This window comes from Blautia sp. NSJ-175 (assembly GCF_022867815.1).
GTDB classification, from domain to species: Bacteria; Bacillota; Clostridia; order Lachnospirales; family Lachnospiraceae; genus Blautia; species Blautia celeris.
The window spans coordinates 94167-111567 of the sequence record NZ_JALIFQ010000009.1 but is presented as its reverse complement, the minus strand read 5'-3'; the positions used below and the strand labels follow the sequence as shown (position 1 = coordinate 111567).

The 17401-nt window shown below is 46.5% G+C and carries 11 protein-coding genes, 1 riboswitch and 1 other annotated feature; all 11 genes read left to right on the top strand.

Annotated elements, in window-relative coordinates; all coding sequences use genetic code 11:
• The first annotated feature begins 13 nt into the window (after positions 1-13).
• The 11 genes from MUB35_RS15620 to MUB35_RS15570 all read left to right on the top strand — a co-directional run bounded on the left by MUB35_RS15620 (position 14) and on the right by MUB35_RS15570 (position 17301).
• The gene (locus tag MUB35_RS15620) at positions 14-958 is read left to right on the top strand and encodes an ABC transporter permease (RefSeq protein WP_033139219.1); all 945 of its coding nucleotides are present in this window, start codon (positions 14-16) and stop codon (positions 956-958) included.
• Positions 959-967: 9 nt separating this feature from the next.
• Positions 968-1819 carry an ABC transporter permease gene (locus MUB35_RS15615; protein ID WP_033139220.1) on the top strand — a complete coding sequence of 284 codons (852 nt, stop codon included), beginning with the start codon at positions 968-970 and terminating at the stop codon, positions 1817-1819.
• A 9-nt stretch (positions 1820-1828) separates the two neighbouring features.
• Positions 1829-3865, top strand: coding sequence for an ABC transporter ATP-binding protein (locus tag MUB35_RS15610; RefSeq protein WP_054352038.1), 2037 nt, complete (start codon positions 1829-1831; stop codon positions 3863-3865).
• Position 3866: 1 nt separating this feature from the next.
• Positions 3867-5441 carry an ABC transporter substrate-binding protein gene (locus MUB35_RS15605; protein ID WP_103731919.1) on the top strand — a complete coding sequence of 525 codons (1575 nt, stop codon included), beginning with the start codon at positions 3867-3869 and terminating at the stop codon, positions 5439-5441.
• A gap of 22 nt (positions 5442-5463) precedes the next feature.
• The gene (locus tag MUB35_RS15600) at positions 5464-6840 is read left to right on the top strand and encodes an alpha/beta hydrolase family esterase (protein WP_244806458.1); all 1377 of its coding nucleotides are present in this window, start codon (positions 5464-5466) and stop codon (positions 6838-6840) included.
• 57 nt (positions 6841-6897) lie between these two features.
• Positions 6898-8280 carry an MATE family efflux transporter gene (locus tag MUB35_RS15595; RefSeq protein WP_225305188.1) on the top strand — a complete coding sequence of 461 codons (1383 nt, stop codon included), beginning with the start codon at positions 6898-6900 and terminating at the stop codon, positions 8278-8280.
• Positions 8281-8315: 35 nt separating this feature from the next.
• A riboswitch (cobalamin riboswitch) is annotated at positions 8316-8507 on the top strand.
• A 315-nt stretch (positions 8508-8822) separates the two neighbouring features.
• Positions 8823-9047: a binding site (T-box leader), on the top strand.
• 120 nt (positions 9048-9167) lie between these two features.
• A complete protein-coding gene (locus MUB35_RS15590; RefSeq protein WP_227211630.1) occupies positions 9168-11816 on the top strand; it encodes a valine--tRNA ligase in 2649 nt (882 codons plus the stop codon).
• 28 nt (positions 11817-11844) lie between these two features.
• Positions 11845-14016, top strand: coding sequence for an LTA synthase family protein (locus tag MUB35_RS15585; protein ID WP_033139225.1), 2172 nt, complete (start codon positions 11845-11847; stop codon positions 14014-14016).
• Positions 14017-14202: 186 nt separating this feature from the next.
• On the top strand, positions 14203-15504 hold the full coding sequence (locus tag MUB35_RS15580; protein WP_148392864.1) for a bifunctional folylpolyglutamate synthase/dihydrofolate synthase: 1302 nt from the start codon (positions 14203-14205) through the stop codon (positions 15502-15504).
• Positions 15497-15646, top strand: coding sequence for a hypothetical protein (locus MUB35_RS15575; protein ID WP_244806457.1), 150 nt, complete (start codon positions 15497-15499; stop codon positions 15644-15646). Before MUB35_RS15580 ends, MUB35_RS15575 begins: the two co-directional genes overlap by 8 nt.
• 11 nt (positions 15647-15657) lie before the next feature.
• Positions 15658-17301: a tetratricopeptide repeat protein gene (locus MUB35_RS15570; protein ID WP_033139227.1), complete on the top strand. Its 1644-nt coding sequence runs from the start codon at positions 15658-15660 to the stop codon at positions 17299-17301.
• Positions 17302-17401: the final 100 nt, after the last annotated feature.

Here is a 17401-nt window from a genome sequence, read left to right as displayed (position 1 = left end):
AGAGGAAGGGAAAATGGGGAAATATTTTTTAAAGCGTTTTGGACAGATGCTGGTTGTCCTTTTTCTGGTGACATTTTTTGTTTATCTTCTTCTGGATCTGATTCCGGGGGACCCGGTTTACGCTATACTCGGAAATAAGATCAGACCGGAACAGTATGAACGGGTATATAAGGAATTGGGACTGGATAAGCCTTTTCTGGTGCGGTATGGTGAATGGCTTTCAGGATTGGTTCAGGGGGATTTTGGCAGGTCTATTTATTATAAAGTACCTGTGGTAGAATTGCTGGCAAAACGACTGCCGATTACTTTTTTTATAAATGTAATCGTGATGACGATCAGCACTTCTCTGGGAATCTGGATGGGAATCATTTCAGCTGTGCGAAGAGGAAGCAAAGTGGACAATTTTATTACTGTTTTTTCTAATATTTTTGCCTGTGTTCCTGGATTCTGGATTGGCATTATTCTGGTTTATTTTCTGGCAGTTAAGCTGCAGATACTGCCGACTATGGGATTTACATGGCCGTGGGAAGACTTTGCGCTCAGTATCAGACAGTTGATCATGCCGATTTTAGTAGGAGTGCTGACTTCGCTCAGTGTCATGACAAGACAGACCAGGTCCTCTATGCTGGAGGTTGTGAACCAGGATTATATCAGAACAGCCAGAGCGAAAGGGATGAAAGAAAAAGATATTATAAGAAAACACGCAATCAGAAATGCCTTGATACCTGTTATCACATTGATGGGAATTGGTATTGGATTTATCTTCGGCGGTTCTCCAATTATCGAAACAGTGTTTTCCATACCGGGGATGGGAAATTTGCTGGTATCCGCCATTGGCAACAGGGATATTCCGGTAGTGCAGGCCTGCGTATTCATTATGGCGGCAGTCATCTGTATGGCAAATATGGCTGTTGATATTGTTTATGGATTGGTTGACCCGAGAATTCGCGTGAAATGAGGTGGTGGTGTGAGAAAGAGTAAGTTTAGAAGATTTATGGATACCCTGTTTTCCAGAAAGATAGTGATGGTCAGTTTTGTGGTAGTTCTTGTATTTCTTGTGATGGCAGTTTTGGCTCCGCTGCTGGCACCTTATGACCCTTATGAACAGGATCTGATGCATACCTTACAGGGAATCAGCAGTGAACATCTATTCGGCACAGATAAATATGGCCGGGATATCTTATCCCGTATCATATATGGTTCCAGAATTTCTTTAATAGTTGGAGTGGGGTCAGTTCTGATCGCATTTGTGATTGGAAGTACAATCGGGATGATAATAGGTTATTTTGGCGGCTGGCTGGATACGGTAGTGATGAGGATAACAGATATGATGTTTGCCATTCCTCAGGTGGTATTGGCGTTGGCGCTGGCAGCCGTTTTAGGCAATGGTTTATGGAATCTGACTTTTCTGATGTCAGTAGGAGCGATACCGGGTTATATACGAATGCTGAGAGGTCAGGTAATGGCTATTAAAGAACAGGACTTTATTACAGCAGGCAGAGTAATAGGGGCCTCTCCGGGAAGACTGATGTTTTTTCATATGCTTCCCAATGGCTTTTCACCTATTCTGGTGTTTATGACACAAAGTGTTGGCGGCACGATCTTGGGAGAAGCGGGACTCAGCTTCCTGGGATTGGGAATTGACCCGCCAACAGCAACCTGGGGCGGACTGATAAATGAGGGAAGACAATATTTGCTGACAAATCCAGTATATTCCATTGCACCGGGAATTTTCATTGTTTTACTGGTAATGGCGTTAAATATTCTGGGGGATGGTATCCGGGACGCTATGGACCCGCGTTTGCGGGGACAGCATTAGGAGGCGAAAATGGAAGAGAGAATTTTAGAAGTAAAAAATCTCTGTACAGGTTTTGAGGTTGACGGACAGACTGTACGGGCCGTGGATGGGGTTTCCTTTCATGTAGACAGAGGTGAGATTATCAGTATCGTCGGTGAAAGCGGGAGCGGTAAATCTGTTACACAGATGAGTATCTTACAGCTGATTAGAAAACCTGGCAGAATCATGGCCGGAGAAGTCCTTTTAGATGGACAGGACATTCTCAAATACCCCGCAGACAGTGAAGAGATGCGAAAAATCAGAGGCGGACGTATCAGCATGATTTTTCAGGAACCCATGACCAGTCTCAATCCTGTGCTCCGGGTGGGAGAGCAGATAAAGGAATGTATTCTGTTACATCATAAAATGACGAATCAGGAGGCAGAAGAGAGGACACTTCAATTGCTGCGGGATGTAGGGATTAAAAATGAGAAGATTAGAAAAGATGAATACCCGCATCAGTTCAGCGGAGGAATGAGACAAAGGATTATGATTGCAATTGCTCTTGCTGCAGGAGCGGATATCCTGATTGCAGATGAAGCGACTACAGCCCTGGACGTAACCACTCAGGCTCAGCTCTTAGAGATGATGAAAGAGCTGGTGAAGCGTTATCACTCTTCGCTTATAATAGTGACTCATAACCTGGGAATCGTAGCAAGGTATGCACAGCGAATTTATGTAATGTATGCCGGTGAGATACTGGAATCGGGGGATACACAGCAGATATTTGCTCACCCGTCTCACCCTTATACCCGGGGACTGCTAAAAGCTATTCCGCGCCTTGACGACGATAAAGAGCGGGTGTTAGAGCCTATTGACGGGCTTCCTCCGGATCTGGCTGATAAATCGGCATATTGCGCATTTGAGCCGCGGTGCAAATATGCAGGGAGAGACTGCAGAGAGAAAAACAAACCGGTATTACATGAGACAGACAAAGGACATTTTGCGGCATGTCACCTGGAAGCAGAGGAACTTGATGAGGCTGAGAAAAATTTTGAAAAGCGTACTTTGAAAAGACATCACCACGGCATCATAAAGGAAGAAAAGCTGTTGGAATTACAGCATGTCACAAAATCTTTTAAAAAATCCGGAGGTTTTTTAAAAGGGGGCGGTGAGGTATTTAAGGCTGTGGATGATGTTTCACTTACTATAAAAAAAGGTGAGATTCTTGGGCTGGTAGGAGAAAGCGGATGCGGAAAGTCTACTCTGGCCAAGTGTATACTTAAGATTTATCAGGCAAATGAGGGTAAAATCTTATTTCGGGGAAAAGATATCATTCCTCTGAAGGAGAGGGAGATGAAGGGGCTCCGCGCTCAGATCTCCTGCATTTTTCAGGATCCTTTCAGTTCACTTGACCCCAGGCAGACAGCCGGAAGCATTGTGGGGGAGCCCCTGAAAATACATAAGCTTGTATCTACTCCGGAGGCGTATGCAAATCGGGTGGATGAGCTTTTTCGGATGGTGAATTTAGATCCGGCATTAAAAGACCGTGTGGCACATGAGTTTTCCGGGGGACAGAGACAGCGGCTGGGTATTGCCAGGGCTTTGGCTTCCAACCCTGAGTTTATTCTCTGTGATGAACCTATATCAGCTTTGGATGTTTCCATTCAGGCACAGATCATTAATCTGTTGGAGGAACTGGCTGATAAATTGCAGTTGACCTACATATTTATTGCTCACGACCTCTCTGTGGTAAAGCATATCAGTGACAGGATCGCAGTTATGTATCTGGGAAAAATCGTGGAAATTGCGCCATGTGAAGAGTTATATAGAAACCCGCTGCACCCATACACGCAGGCCCTTCTTTCAGCAATTCCCATCCCTGATCCAGTTGTGGAAAAAGAGCGGAAAACAATCAGGATACAAGGCGAGGTATCAGACGGAGCATTAGAAATACGGGGATGCGGTTTCAGGCCACGGTGTCCGAAAGCCACAAAGGAATGTGAACACAGTATGCAGATGAAAGAGTATACGGAAGGTCATTTCGTGCTGTGTAATCAGATAAAAAAATTAAAGGAGGAAATATGAGATGAGGAAAGGCAAAAAAGGTATTACATGGTTAACAGTAATTGCTTTGGCGGCATCACTGATGGCAGGATGCGGAGCAAAGGAAAAGGTGCCGGAAGAAACCCAAGATAAAAGCAGTGCGGGCGATGAAAGCACTGTGAAGGAAGAGGAAACAGGCGGTATTCTGAGAATGTCTATGAGTATGGAGCCAACAGGATTCTTGTCTACGGACATATCCTTCCTGGATAGTTATATTTTGGCGTCTTTTGTTATGGAGCGCTTGGGACGTCTGGATAAAGCAGGACAAATGGAACCGTTTCTGGCTGAAGAATTTATAGAAAATCCGGAAGATATGACGCTGACGGTCCGTTTGAAAGATGGTATTAAGTACAGCGACGGTTCCACCTTAGATGCGGAGAATGTGAAGTGGAATATTGAATATGTTCAGGAGGTTAAGGCAAGTCTTGGGGCAATAGAATCAGTGGAAGCGGTTGATCCCAAGACAGTGGTGATTACTTATTCTGAATGGAACAGCAGCGGTGTCAACCAGATTGGCGGTTTGTTTATGATGTCATCTCAGGCGTTTGAAGAATTGGGAGAGGACGGATTCCAGAAAAAACCAGTAGGTACAGGTCCGTTTTTGTTTGACAGTTGGGATGCCGGAGAGAAGATCAGTCTGGTAAGACAGGACAATTATTGGGGCGAAGGGCCTTATATCGATGGTGTGGAGTTTAAGTTGATCGAAGATGCACAGGCGCGTCTGTCAGCCTTTATGGCAGGTGAGCTTGATGTGATATCACCGGGTATAAATGAAGCAGAGACTCTTGACGCGGCCGGTTATCCGTGTGTTTCGGAAAATCCTGTTGTAGGAGGAATGCTGCGGGGATTAATATTCAATACATTGGATGAAGGTCCGCTTCAGGATGTAAAGGTCAGAGAAGCCGTTTGCCATGCAGTAAACAGGGAAGAAGTTATACAGGCAGTATCGGGAGGAAAATATCCCATGGCTGACCAGTTTAGCGCCAAGGGTTTTTGGTCCTATAATGATAATTTGGAGACCTATCAGTATGATATTGAGAAATGTAAAGAATTACTGGCAGAAGCAGGATATGAGGATGGAATCACATTGCCGCTTACCTATCCGGCATCAGATGTGGAACTGGCAACAATTATGCAGGGAGTTCTGGAAAAAGCCGGATTTACTATTGAGATGAACAGTGTGGAACAATCTGTATTTGACCAGGCTGTTGTCGGCGGCGGAGGCTGGGACGGAATTGCTATGTGGACATCTGGTTCAGGACAGGAGATCAATGGATTTAATGATACATTTGGAGAGCATCCATTTTTCTTCTGCAGCTCATTGGAGCCGGTTCCGGAAATAGTTGAATTAATAAATGAAGGAAAAGCGGCTACCAGTCAGGAAGACATTAAAGTCTGCACAGACAAACTGCAGGAGTTGATTTGTGTGAAGCATTGTCTGGTATGTCCGGTCTTTATGCCGTCTACATTTTTCTATACACAAAAAAATATATCGGATATGAATATCGGAATAGAATCGGTAAATCAATTGACACCGCAGTTAATTAAGATTAAATAACAGTTGAGGAAGAGGGTATATTATGATATTTAAAGAAATGATTCCGGAGCCGGCACGAAGCAGAGTGATGGAAAGTGAGATAAGAATACCAGGACCGGATAATCTGATAGAATGCAAAGAATCGTTGATAGAAGGCATGATGAATTGCTGGTATGAATATATACCTTCTTCCTACAATGGTTCCAAAAAGCTGCCGTTGGTAATCGAAATACACGGCGGTTTGCTTGACGGGAGAAGAACAGCAGCTAAGACGGGATGGCATTTCGTCGCGGAAAAAGAAGAGTTTATAGTTGTTTACCCCAATTCCCTGCTGTTTGAACACTGGCTTTGTGATGAGAGAGACATATTGTATCTCGAGAGATTAATTTACCGGATATGCGAAAAGTACGCCATTGACACAGAAAGAATATATATGCAGGGGTTTAGTAATGGTGATGTGATGACGCAGGCCTTTGCACAGAGTAAAGGTGAACTGCTTGCAGCGGCAGGTTTTATATCGGGTCCGTCGGGAAAAGAATTTTTAAAGGATACATCTGTTGTACTGCCTGTTATTCAGATGCGCGGAGAAAAGGATGTTTTAAACGGCGGAGAAAACTGGGAAGAAAATCCTTATGAAGTGAGAGATGAATTAAATGAACTGAACCGTTCTTTTTGGCTAAAGGCTAACCGGACATGTACAATTCCGGAAGTATATATCTGGGGAAAGCATAACATGGCAAGATATACAGGCTGTGCGGATGTGATATTTTATGAGGTAAAGGACGTTCCTCATAAGGAGACAGTGGAATTGCCACAGATATTCTGGGATTACTGTTATTCACGTTATTGCCGGAAAGAGAAAGAAATTGTAGAGCTTAAACCATTTTCTGAACCAATGTGCCATAAGGCGTTTGTTCTGGCGGTGGGCTCAGAAAAAGTATGGTGCCAGGAAGGATGTATTTCAATGGCAGAAGAGAGTAATGCCCGGGTAATGTATATACAGCCCCAGACAAACTCTCCGGTCCATATGGCCCTTGAAAGTGACTGTAATCATCAGCGGGCAGTGTATGCTCCGATTACTCTGTTAGATAAAGTATTTCCAGTGGAGGTGCAGATATCAGGGGGCGGTGAAAGGGCAGAAGTCATCTGGAAAGATGGAAATAAGTTGATATTCGGAAATGGTATGGAAGCTGTCTTTAAAAATAACAATCTGGAGGGAATGAATAAACCAGCCCTATATTACTGTGGCATCTTTTATATTCCCATTGAGGAGGTTCTGGAGACATGGTTTTCTATGCGCATTTCAAAGTTGGATGATGTTCTGTACTGCAGCAGTAATTATGCCAGACTGGCTCATGGAACTGCAGAAATATTGAGGAAACAGCTTGGAGGAGTCAGATTATGTCAACCGGAAAAGTAAACATCAGCGTCTGTCGAAGTTTGTTTGAAAGGCTGTGTTGATGTTAGGAGGTTATCGTTGAAACTGTTTGTGAACGATAAAACATTTTATCGAAAAGTAGTAAATTTGGCTGTGCCTGTGGTATTACAGGGAATGCTGACTATAGGCGTAAACATGATCGATACCATTATGCTGGGAGCATATGGTGAGTATCAACTGGCTGGCTCATCCCTGGCCAATGAGTTTATTAATATCTTTCAGATTATGTCTATGGGAATGGGATATGGGGCAGCAGTTCTGACAGCACAATATTGGGGCGGACAGAATATTGAGAAACTGAAAAAAACAGTCACGGTTATGCTGCGTCTATGCCTGGCGGTTTCTGCCATATTCAGTATGATCACTTTCCTGTTCCCGGCACAGCTTATGGAAATATTTACAGACGATTATCAGATAGTGGATAAAGGAATTTTGTATTTCCGTGTCAGTGCATTTGCTTACATACCTACAGGTATTTCTTTGACATTGACTGCCGTTTTGCGTTCGGTACAGGAAGTAAGGCTGCCGTTTATAACCTCTGTCATAGTGTTTTTTGTTAATATATTCCTGAACTGGGTATTTATATTCGGTAACCTCGGAGCGCCGGAACTTCAGATCACAGGGGCTGCTTTAGGAACTCTGCTTTCCAGAATAGTTGAGGTTGGAATTATCGGCGGTTTCTTCTTCTTTAAGGATTCAAAGATCGGTTATCGTATGCGCGACCTGAAGATGAGATGTCAGGATATATTACATCTCTATATTTCATACTGTGTGCCTGTTCTTATTTCAGATACTTTGTTGGGACTAGGAAATAGTGTTGTTTCAATTGTAATGGGGCATATCGGTGCATCATTCGTGGCAGCCAATGCAATCGTATCTCAGGTTACCAGAATGTCCACAATCCTAACTCAGGGAGTATCCAGTTCTTCCGGCGTGATTACAGGAAATTCATTGGGTGCAGGAGAAAAAAAGAAAGCCTATGAACAGGGAAAAACCTTCTGGGCTCTCAGTATCGGATTAGGAATATTTGCGGGCATTACGATTATATTGTTATGTCCGGTTATAATCAATAGTTTTCAGTTGGAAGAGGAGACTGTAAAGATCGCCAGAGAATTGATGTATGCTGTTGCAATCATGGTAGTATTCCAGTCAGTACAGTCAGTATTAACAAAAGGAGTATTGCGCGGCGGCGGCGATACCAGATTCCTGATGTACGCAGACATTCTGTTTTTATGGCTGGTCTCGATACCTTTGGGAATCCTTCTGGGACTTGTTTGGCATGCACCGGCATTTTTGATTTATGTTGCCCTGAAAGCAGACTGGATGATCAAATCAGTCTGGTGCTCCCTGCGAATGATAAAAGGTAAATGGATTGATCACTGCGTGTACGCGGACGGGGCGGTTAAATCAAATGGGGGTTGACTGAACCTTTGCAGAATGGTAACATAAATATGTATAATTCCATAAAACGATCAAGTGCATCCGCACTGGCCGCACAGTGCTGGTGAAAAGGGAATCAGGTGCAAATCCTGAGCGATGCGGTCACTGTAAATGGGAAGCGAAGCCAAAATGCCATTGCATGAAAGTGTGAGAAGGCGGCTGAGCGATGAACCATGAGCCAGGAAACCTGCTTGATGGCAGTAGGGTGAGAACTTCCGTGCAAAGTTTAGAACCTGAATCTTCCATGTGAGATTCTTATTATGGAATGCCGAAAGGCCGAAACCTGAATTTATAGAATTATGCAGCAGATTAAACGGCTGGGATTCCTCTGATTTTTATTCCCGGTGTAACCGCACCCTTTTATATAGAAGGAACCGGGATGAAATCAGAGGGATAATATCCCGCATAGGATAGCGTGTATTACGAACAAATGAGGAATAAGTCCGCAGATACGGGCTTATTTTTATTTCTTCACAATTTATTCACTTGACAAAAGAGAACAATGTGATTATGATGGGACGTATGAAAAGGTGATGAGAAAGAGGAGTACATCCCGGAAACTGGCAGAGAGAACGACCCACCGGCTGCAAGGTCGTTTCAGAAGAACGGATGGAAGGTAGCTTTTGAACCGGAGGGCTGAACAGAGTGGTTTGTAAAGGATGAATCAGGAGTAGGCCTTCACGCGTAGTCTGCGTTAACGGACATGAGTGAGAAAAAAAGGTGGTACCGCGGAAGATTTCGCCCTTTACAGTTTATTCTGTAGAGGGCTTTTTTATTGTAACACAAAACGTCTGCCGGGCAGGATACTCTATGCATACAAAAGGAAGATGGCTGCACGCGGGATTCCATTTCATTTTAAGGAGGAGATTATGAGCAAGGAACTTGCCAAAACTTATGACCCCAAGGGACTGGAAGACAGAATTTACCAGAAATGGCTGGACAACAAATATTTCCACGCCGAAGTAAACAGAGATAAAAAACCATTTACCATTGTGATGCCCCCGCCCAATGTAACAGGACAGCTTCATATGGGACACGCACTGGATGAGACCATGCAGGATATCCTCATCCGATTCAAGAGAATGCAGGGATACGAAGCACTGTGGCAGCCGGGCACGGACCATGCAGCCATTGCCACAGAGGTCAAAGTTATTGAGAAGCTGAAAGAACAGGGCATTGACAAGAACGAGATTGGAAGGGAAGCATTCCTGAAACACGCCTGGGAGTGGAAAGAGGAATACGGCGGCAAGATCATCAACCAGTTGAAAAAGCTGGGCGCCTCCGCTGACTGGGACAGAGAACGTTTCACCATGGATGAGGGCTGTTCCGAGGCTGTACAGGAAGTTTTCATTAAATTATACGAAAAAGGTTATATCTACAAAGGATCCCGTATTATCAACTGGTGTCCGGTATGCCAGACATCCATCTCCGACGCAGAGGTAGAGCATGAGGACCAGGACGGATTTTTCTGGCACATCAATTACCCCATCGCAGGCGAAGAGGGCCGTTATGTGGAAATTGCGACTACACGTCCTGAGACGCTCCTGGGTGATACGGCTGTTGCTGTCAATCCGGAGGATGAGAGATACAAAGACCTGGTTGGAAAAATGCTGAAGCTGCCGCTCACTGACAGGGAAATTCCGGTTGTGGCAGATGAATATGTAGACAAGGAGTTTGGTACCGGATGCGTGAAGATCACACCGGCACACGACCCCAATGACTTTGAAGTGGGAAAACGCCATAACCTGCCGGAAATCAATATCATGAACGACGATGCCACCATCAATGAGCTGGGCGGCAAATATGCAGGAATGGACCGCTATGAGGCCAGAAAAGCCATGGTCAGAGACCTGGAGGAGCAGGGGCTGCTGGTAAAGGTAGTGCCTCATTCCCACAGTGTGGGAACCCATGACCGCTGCGGCACTACAGTGGAGCCAATGATCAAGCCCCAGTGGTTTGTCAGAATGAAAGAGATGGGAGAGGCTGCCATCAAGACACTGGAAGACGGAAGTCTGCAGTTCGTACCGGACCGTTTTGATAAAATCTATATGCACTGGCTGGAGAATATCCGTGACTGGTGTATTTCCCGCCAGCTCTGGTGGGGACACAGGATCCCTGCTTATTACTGCGACAAATGCGGTGAGGTAGTGGTAACCCGTGACATGCCGGAAGTTTGTCCAAAATGCGGATGTGAGCATCTGACACAGGATGAGGATACCTTAGATACCTGGTTCTCCTCCGCCCTCTGGCCCTTCTCCACACTGGGATGGCCGAAGAAAACGGAAGAGATGGAGTATTTCTATCCCACAGATGTGCTGGTAACAGGCTATGATATTATTTTCTTCTGGGTTATCCGTATGGTATTCTCAGGTCTGGAGCAGACAGGCAGGACACCGTTCCACCATGTTCTCATCCACGGTCTGGTGCGTGATTCCCAGGGCCGCAAGATGAGCAAATCCCTGGGGAACGGCATTGATCCCCTGGAGGTTATTGATAAATATGGCGCTGATGCCCTGCGCCTCACCCTCATGACAGGAAACGCGCCGGGCAATGATATGCGTTTCTACTGGGAGAGAGTGGAAGCCAGCCGCAACTTTGCCAACAAGGTATGGAACGCGTCACGTTTCATAATGATGAACCTGGAAAAAGCGGAGGTTCCCGCTGAGATTGACCTGAATACCCTGACCGGAGCGGATAAGTGGATCCTCTCCAAAGTGAATACACTGGCAGAGGAAGTTACAGAGAATCTGGACAAATACGAGCTGGGCATTGCGGTTCAGAAGGTATACGATTTTATCTGGGAAGAATTCTGTGATTGGTATATTGAGATGGTAAAACCAAGGCTGTATAATGACGAGGACAACACCAAGGCAGCAGCCCTCTGGACGCTGAAGACCGTTCTGGGCAATGCGCTGAAGCTTCTGCATCCTTACATGCCCTTTATCACAGAGGAGATCTTCTGCACCCTTCACCCTGAGGAAGAGTCCATCATGATCGCTTCCTGGCCTGTGAAGACAGAAGCATGGAACTTCACAGAGGATGAGCGCGCGGTTGAGATCATCAAGGAAGCTGTAAGAAGCATCCGGAATGTTCGTACCGATATGAATGTACCACCAAGTAAAAAGGCGAAAGTATACGTGGTATCAGAGGAGGAGGAGATCCGTCAGGTCTTTGAGAACGGAAAAGTCTTCTTCGCAGCTCTGGGATATGCCAGCGAAGTGACCATCCAGGCCGACAAGACGGGAATTGCGGATGACGCTGTCTCTGCGGTAACTTCAAAGGCAGTCATCTACATGCCTTTTGCGGAGCTGGTGGATATCGAGAAGGAAATTGAGCGTCTGAACAAAGAGGCCGAACGCCTGAACAAAGAGCTTGCCCGTGTAAACGGAATGCTGAGCAATGAACGGTTCCTGAGCAAAGCTCCCGAGAGCAAGGTGGCTGAGGAGAAGGCCAAACTTGAAAAATACACAAATATGATGGAACAGGTAAAGGAAAGGCTTGCACAGCTTGGCAGATAACTGCGCAGGCTATAGGAGAGTTAAATATATGAATGAGAAGTGGTTAAAATATCTGAACCGGCTTTCTCTGCCGATTCAGATGGTAGTGGTTATGATGGGGTATTTTGTGATAGAAGCAATCTCCAGACATTCCGTCCGCGAAGCATACACGTATATGACGGAAAGGCCTCTGGTGTTTCTCTACAATTCCTTTCTGATTTTCACTACCACACTGTTAGTTTATCTGGTGCGCCGGAGGGTTTTTATGAGAACCCTTCTGGCTATCTTCTGGCTGGTACTGGGAATTATCAACGGCGTGCTTCTGGCAAACCGTGTCACTCCCTTCACCGGGCCGGATCTGCACCTGATCACAGATGCGTTTAAGATCGCCAATAAGTATCTGTCACCTGTCTTTTTTGTGATCGTGATCATATTGGCAGCAGCGGCGCTCATTGGACTGGTATTTCTGTTTTTGAAGGGACCGAAGTATCAGGGAAAAATGACATACAAACTCAATATCCCTCTGGTGCTGGCCGGGGTGCTGGCATTTGCCGGAACAACCAAGCTGGCACTGGAGAAGAGGGTATTGTCCAACTATTTCGGAAATATTGCGTTTGCCTATGAAGACTATGGATATCCTTACTGTCTGGCAACCACCATATTTAACACAGGCATCAGTTGTCCCAGGGATTACTCTGAGGCATCCATCAAAAGAATCGAGAAGAGCGAGAGCGGCCTTGCCGAGACGGGAGAAAAACGTCCCAATATTATTTTCCTGCAGCTTGAGTCCTTCTTTGATCCTACGCTGGTGAACTTCCTGAAGATTTCTGAGGACCCGATTCCAACCTTCAGGAAACTGATGAAGGAATATTCCTCAGGCTACTACAAGGTGCCCAGTGTAGGCGCGGGAACAGCCAATACGGAGTTTGAATCCATCACGGGCATGAGCCTGCGCTATTTCGGACCAGGGGAATACCCCTACAAGAGTATCTTAAAAGAGACCACCTGTGAGAGCGCGCCCTATGTGTTAAAGAATCTGGGATACAGCACCCATGCCATACACAACAATGAGGCAAACTTTTACGGCAGAAGGAATGTATTCGCCAATCTGGGATTTGACAGTTTTACCTCAGAGGAATACATGTCAGAGCAGGATGACACTAATCCAAATGACTGGATGCGCGACAGGAACCTGACAAAATATATTATGGAAGCACTGGAATCATCCGACGATCCGGATTACATTTACACCATATCCGTACAGGGCCATGGGGATTATCCGGAGGAGCCTATGATCGATGACCCCAAGATTACCGTCACCGGCGGAGAGTCCGACGCTGTCAATAATAAATGGGAGTATTACTGCAACCAGATTTATGAGATGGACCAGTTTGTCAAGCAGCTTACGGAAACCCTGGCCGAATATGATGAGGACGTTGTGCTTGTCATGTACGGTGACCACCTTCCGACCATGGGTCTGAAGGTCAAGGATGTGAAGAACCGCTATCTGTTCCAGACAGAGTATGTGATCTGGGACAATATGGGGCTTGAGAAGAAGGATGCCAATGTGGCAGCCTACCAGATGGCAGCAGAGGTGATGGACCGTGTGGGAATCCATGAGGGAAATATTTTCCGCTTCCATCAGGCCAGAAGGCAGACGAAAAATTACCAAGTGGATCTGGAAACCCTCCAGTATGATATCCTGTATGGAAAACAGTATGTCTACGACGGTGAGAATCCTTTTGAACGGACAGAGATGCATCTGGGAGTAAAAGACGCTGTGCTTGATAAGATTGAGAAGATCTCAGACGGCAGGTATTATATCACCGGTGAGAACTTCACCCAGTCCGCGTATGTGGAGGTGAACGGTGAACTTTTGGAAACCACCTATATCAGCCCAACCACACTTCTGCTGAATGATGTGGAGTTAAAAGACGGGGATGAGGTGGATGTAGCGATCCGAAGCAACAGTTCCACCCGCAAGGTACTCACCAGAACCGACAGTATTATCTACAAAGTGCCTGTGGAGCCGCTGACTCCGGAGGTACCGCCTCTGGACGATGAGAACAAAGAAGGCGGGGCGGACACCATTGACCCGAATGCGGCGAACAAAGAAGGCGGCGCCGCCGGGAATCCCATAGGGGAAGAAAATAACACCGGGACAGCCGCCGGAGAAGGGCCGATAGAGGTACCTGATGTGGAAAACCCGGTCCAGAATTAAAAACTTTTAAAAGAACCGACATAATTTGCTTGCATATTGTCACCACTTCATTATAATGATAAGTGACCTGTTACAATCCGGCGGCTACTGTCCGGACTGCAGCAGACGGTCTTGTCCTTATAAGGGGAAGTGGTGACTTTCCTATATAGATAAGGCTTACCAAAGACGGAAAGAAGGAAAACGCTTTTGTTTACTTATGAAAAAGCAGCAGCATACATTGAAGAAATTCCAAAATTTACAACGAAAAATAAACTGGAACACACCAGGAAATGCCTGGACATGCTGGGCAGTCCCGATAAAAATAGAAAGATAATCCATGTGGCAGGAACCAACGGAAAGGGAAGCGTCTGCGCTTTTCTGTCCACCATGCTGGAGGAAGGCGGTTACAGATGCGGACTTTTTACATCCCCGCACCTGATGAAGATCAATGAGAGATTCCAGATCAATGAACAGATGGTTTCAGATGAAAAATTTCTGGAGGCTTTTCTGAAGGTGAAGGAGCTTTCCGACCGCCTTGTGGAGCAGGGGGATTACCATCCCACATATTTTGAGTTCCTGTTTCTCATGGGAATGCTGATTTTTGAAGATGAGGATGTGGATATTGTTGTACTTGAGACAGGCCTTGGGGGAAGACTTGACGCTACCAACTCCATTTTGAATCCATTAGCCTGTGTCATCACATCCATCAGTCTGGACCATGTGGAATATCTGGGAGATACCATCGACAAGATAGCCGGGGAGAAGGCTGGCATAATCAAGAAGGGTGTGCCGGTCATCTTTGACGCGAACAACGAGACAGCAGCCGCTGTGATCCGCAGCCGGGCGGAGGAGCTTGGATGTCCCGCCCATGAGGTGAGGGCAGAAAGCCAGAAGCTTTTATCCTACACGCCAAAAGGAATCGGTTTTACTTTTGATTCCGCTGTTTACGGGACGACAGAGCTGTTTGTTCCGTTTATTGCAAAATACCAGATGATGAATGCCTCACTGGCAGTGGAGACAATGGGTGTCCTCAGGGAAAACCACGGGATAGGAAAGGAAACTTTGAAAAAGGGCCTTGAACATACCAAATGGCAGGGCAGAATGGAGACCATACTTCCGGGAGTGATCGTGGACGGTGCCCACAATGAGGACGGGGTTGCCCAGTTTGTGGAGACAGTCCGGCATTTTCAGGAGGAGTTTTCCATAACGCTTTTGTTTGCCACTGTTTCGGATAAGGACTATGAGGATATGATTCGCAGAGTCTGCAGCGGACTCAGATTTGCCAATGTGGTGACAACAGAGATATGGGGCAGCAGGAAGCAGTCATCAGAAGAGCTGGCAGAGCTGTTCCGGGCAAACGGATGCAGCAGTGTAATGGCAGTGCCGGATTCGGGAGAGGCATTTGAGAAGGCATACGCCCTGAAGGGGGACGGCCTGATGTTCGTTGTGGGTTCCTTGTATCTTGCCGGGGAGATAAAGGATTACGTTAGGAGGAGAATGAATGATTAATTACGAGGAAGAACTGAAGAAATTCCAGCCGTGCCTGGATGTGGATGAGGCGGAAGGCAACATCTACAAACAGGATCTGACGGATGTGATCGATATTTTGAAGGAAATGCTGAAAGAAACCAATGGAACGGCTAAGAATTAGGGAGAAGACAGATGAATTGTATGATATGCCAAGCACAGCTCAACACTTCACCTTACTGCCCAAAGTGCGGGTGTAATGTGACCGCCCAGAAAAAGGCAGTGGCACTGTCCAATCTCTACTACAATCAGGGGCTGGAGAAGGCACAGATCCGTGACCTGTCCGGAGCCATCACCTGCCTGAAACGAAGCCTGAAGATGAACAAATGCAATATCCAGGCCAGAAACCTTCTGGGTCTGGTGTATTTTGAGACCGGAGAGGTAGTGGCAGCTCTAAGTGAATGGGTCATCAGCAAGAACATTATGCCGGACGGCAATGTGGCTTCAGATTACATCAACAAGCTGCAGAGCAATGCCAACCGGCTGGACACCATCAATACCAGCATCAAGAAATATAACCAGTGTCTCGCATACTGCCGTACCGGAAATCTGGATATGGCTAAGATGCAGCTTAAGAAGGTGCTGACCAGCAATCCAAAGCTGATCAAGGGTTATCATCTGCTCTCTCTGATCTATATAAAGGAAGAAGCATATGAGAAGGCCAGAAAACAGCTTAAAATTGCGGCGAAGATAGACAAGACCAACACCACCACTCTGCGTTTTCTGCGGGAGGTGGATGACCAGACCGGTAGAATGACCAGTCTGGAGCCAAGATTCAGGGCAAAGGAAAAGAATCGTGAGGAAAAAGACGGGCGTGTGATCTACAACTCAGGCAATGACACCATCATTCAGCCCCCGGAATACAGGGAGAGGACCGTGACCAATACGCTGATCAATCTGATCATCGGCCTGCTGGTGGGGGCCTCTGCGCTCTGGTTCCTCATCGTTCCGGCCAAGACGCAGAAGATCAACAATGAGGCCAACAAGAAGATCGTGGAATACAGTGACAAGGTAGCCACCCAGGCAGCGGAGATAGACAGGATGCAGCAGGAGATTGACGCTTCCTCCCAGTCGGTGAACACGGCCAATGAGCAGATCGCCCAGGCCAACACCAAATCGGAGAGCTATGATAACCTGATCAAAGCCTGGCAGGCATACAACAGCGGTAACTACCAGAATGCAGCCAACGCTCTGGAGAGTGTGGATGCATCCCAGTTGTCTGTGGATGCCAAGGCCATGTATGATACCATCATGAACGAGATTGGTGAAACCGTTAAAGCGGGATATAAGAGCACAGGCATCACGGCGTATGAAGGACAGGATTATGCCGCTGCCATTGACAATCTGCTGAAGGCACAGGAGATAGGAGATCCGGATTATGACTCCATGTTCTATCTGGCCCAGTCTTACCAGAAGAGCGGGGACAACGCCAATGCCATTGTCTGGTATCAGAAGATCATAGACGCATTTCCGGGTACCAGCTATGCCAGCGACGCAAAGGATTATATGACTGCCATCGGCGGAACACCCACAGGGCAGGACGGCGGCGGGGATGGTTCCCAGGCACCGGCTGACCAGGGGGAGCCTCAGGATGACACCGGAGGAGAGACAGATGAGGGCCAGGATAACGGCGGCGGTGAGGACGGATTGGATTCCGGAAATACAGATGGAAACCAGGACGACAATAATGGTGACAACAATGGCGATGACAACAGCGGCGATGACAACAACGGTGAAGGTGACGGCCAGGATAACTTGGATGACACCGGAGAAGAATAACCTAAGAGAAACCTTGAAGGAAAGGGTGTGCATAAGCGTATGCACATCCTTTTGTTGTCCGCAGAAAAATATGGGATTTCTGCAGGCAGCAGCAGCCGAA

What these genes read in the sequence shown, in the direction of transcription:
- MUB35_RS15585 (WP_033139225.1), top strand. Translation starts at nt 11,845, where the DNA reads ATGAATGAGAAGTGGTTAAAATATCTGAACCGGCTTTCTCTGCCGATT.
- MUB35_RS15620 (WP_033139219.1), top strand. Translation starts at nt 14, where the DNA reads ATGGGGAAATATTTTTTAAAGCGTTTTGGACAGATGCTGGTTGTCCTT.
- MUB35_RS15575 (WP_244806457.1), top strand. Translation starts at nt 15,497, where the DNA reads ATGATTAATTACGAGGAAGAACTGAAGAAATTCCAGCCGTGCCTGGAT.
- MUB35_RS15605 (WP_103731919.1), top strand. Translation starts at nt 3,867, where the DNA reads ATGAGGAAAGGCAAAAAAGGTATTACATGGTTAACAGTAATTGCTTTG.
- MUB35_RS15610 (WP_054352038.1), top strand. Translation starts at nt 1,829, where the DNA reads ATGGAAGAGAGAATTTTAGAAGTAAAAAATCTCTGTACAGGTTTTGAG.
- MUB35_RS15600 (WP_244806458.1), top strand. Translation starts at nt 5,464, where the DNA reads ATGATATTTAAAGAAATGATTCCGGAGCCGGCACGAAGCAGAGTGATG.
- MUB35_RS15570 (WP_033139227.1), top strand. Translation starts at nt 15,658, where the DNA reads ATGAATTGTATGATATGCCAAGCACAGCTCAACACTTCACCTTACTGC.
- MUB35_RS15590 (WP_227211630.1), top strand. Translation starts at nt 9,168, where the DNA reads ATGAGCAAGGAACTTGCCAAAACTTATGACCCCAAGGGACTGGAAGAC.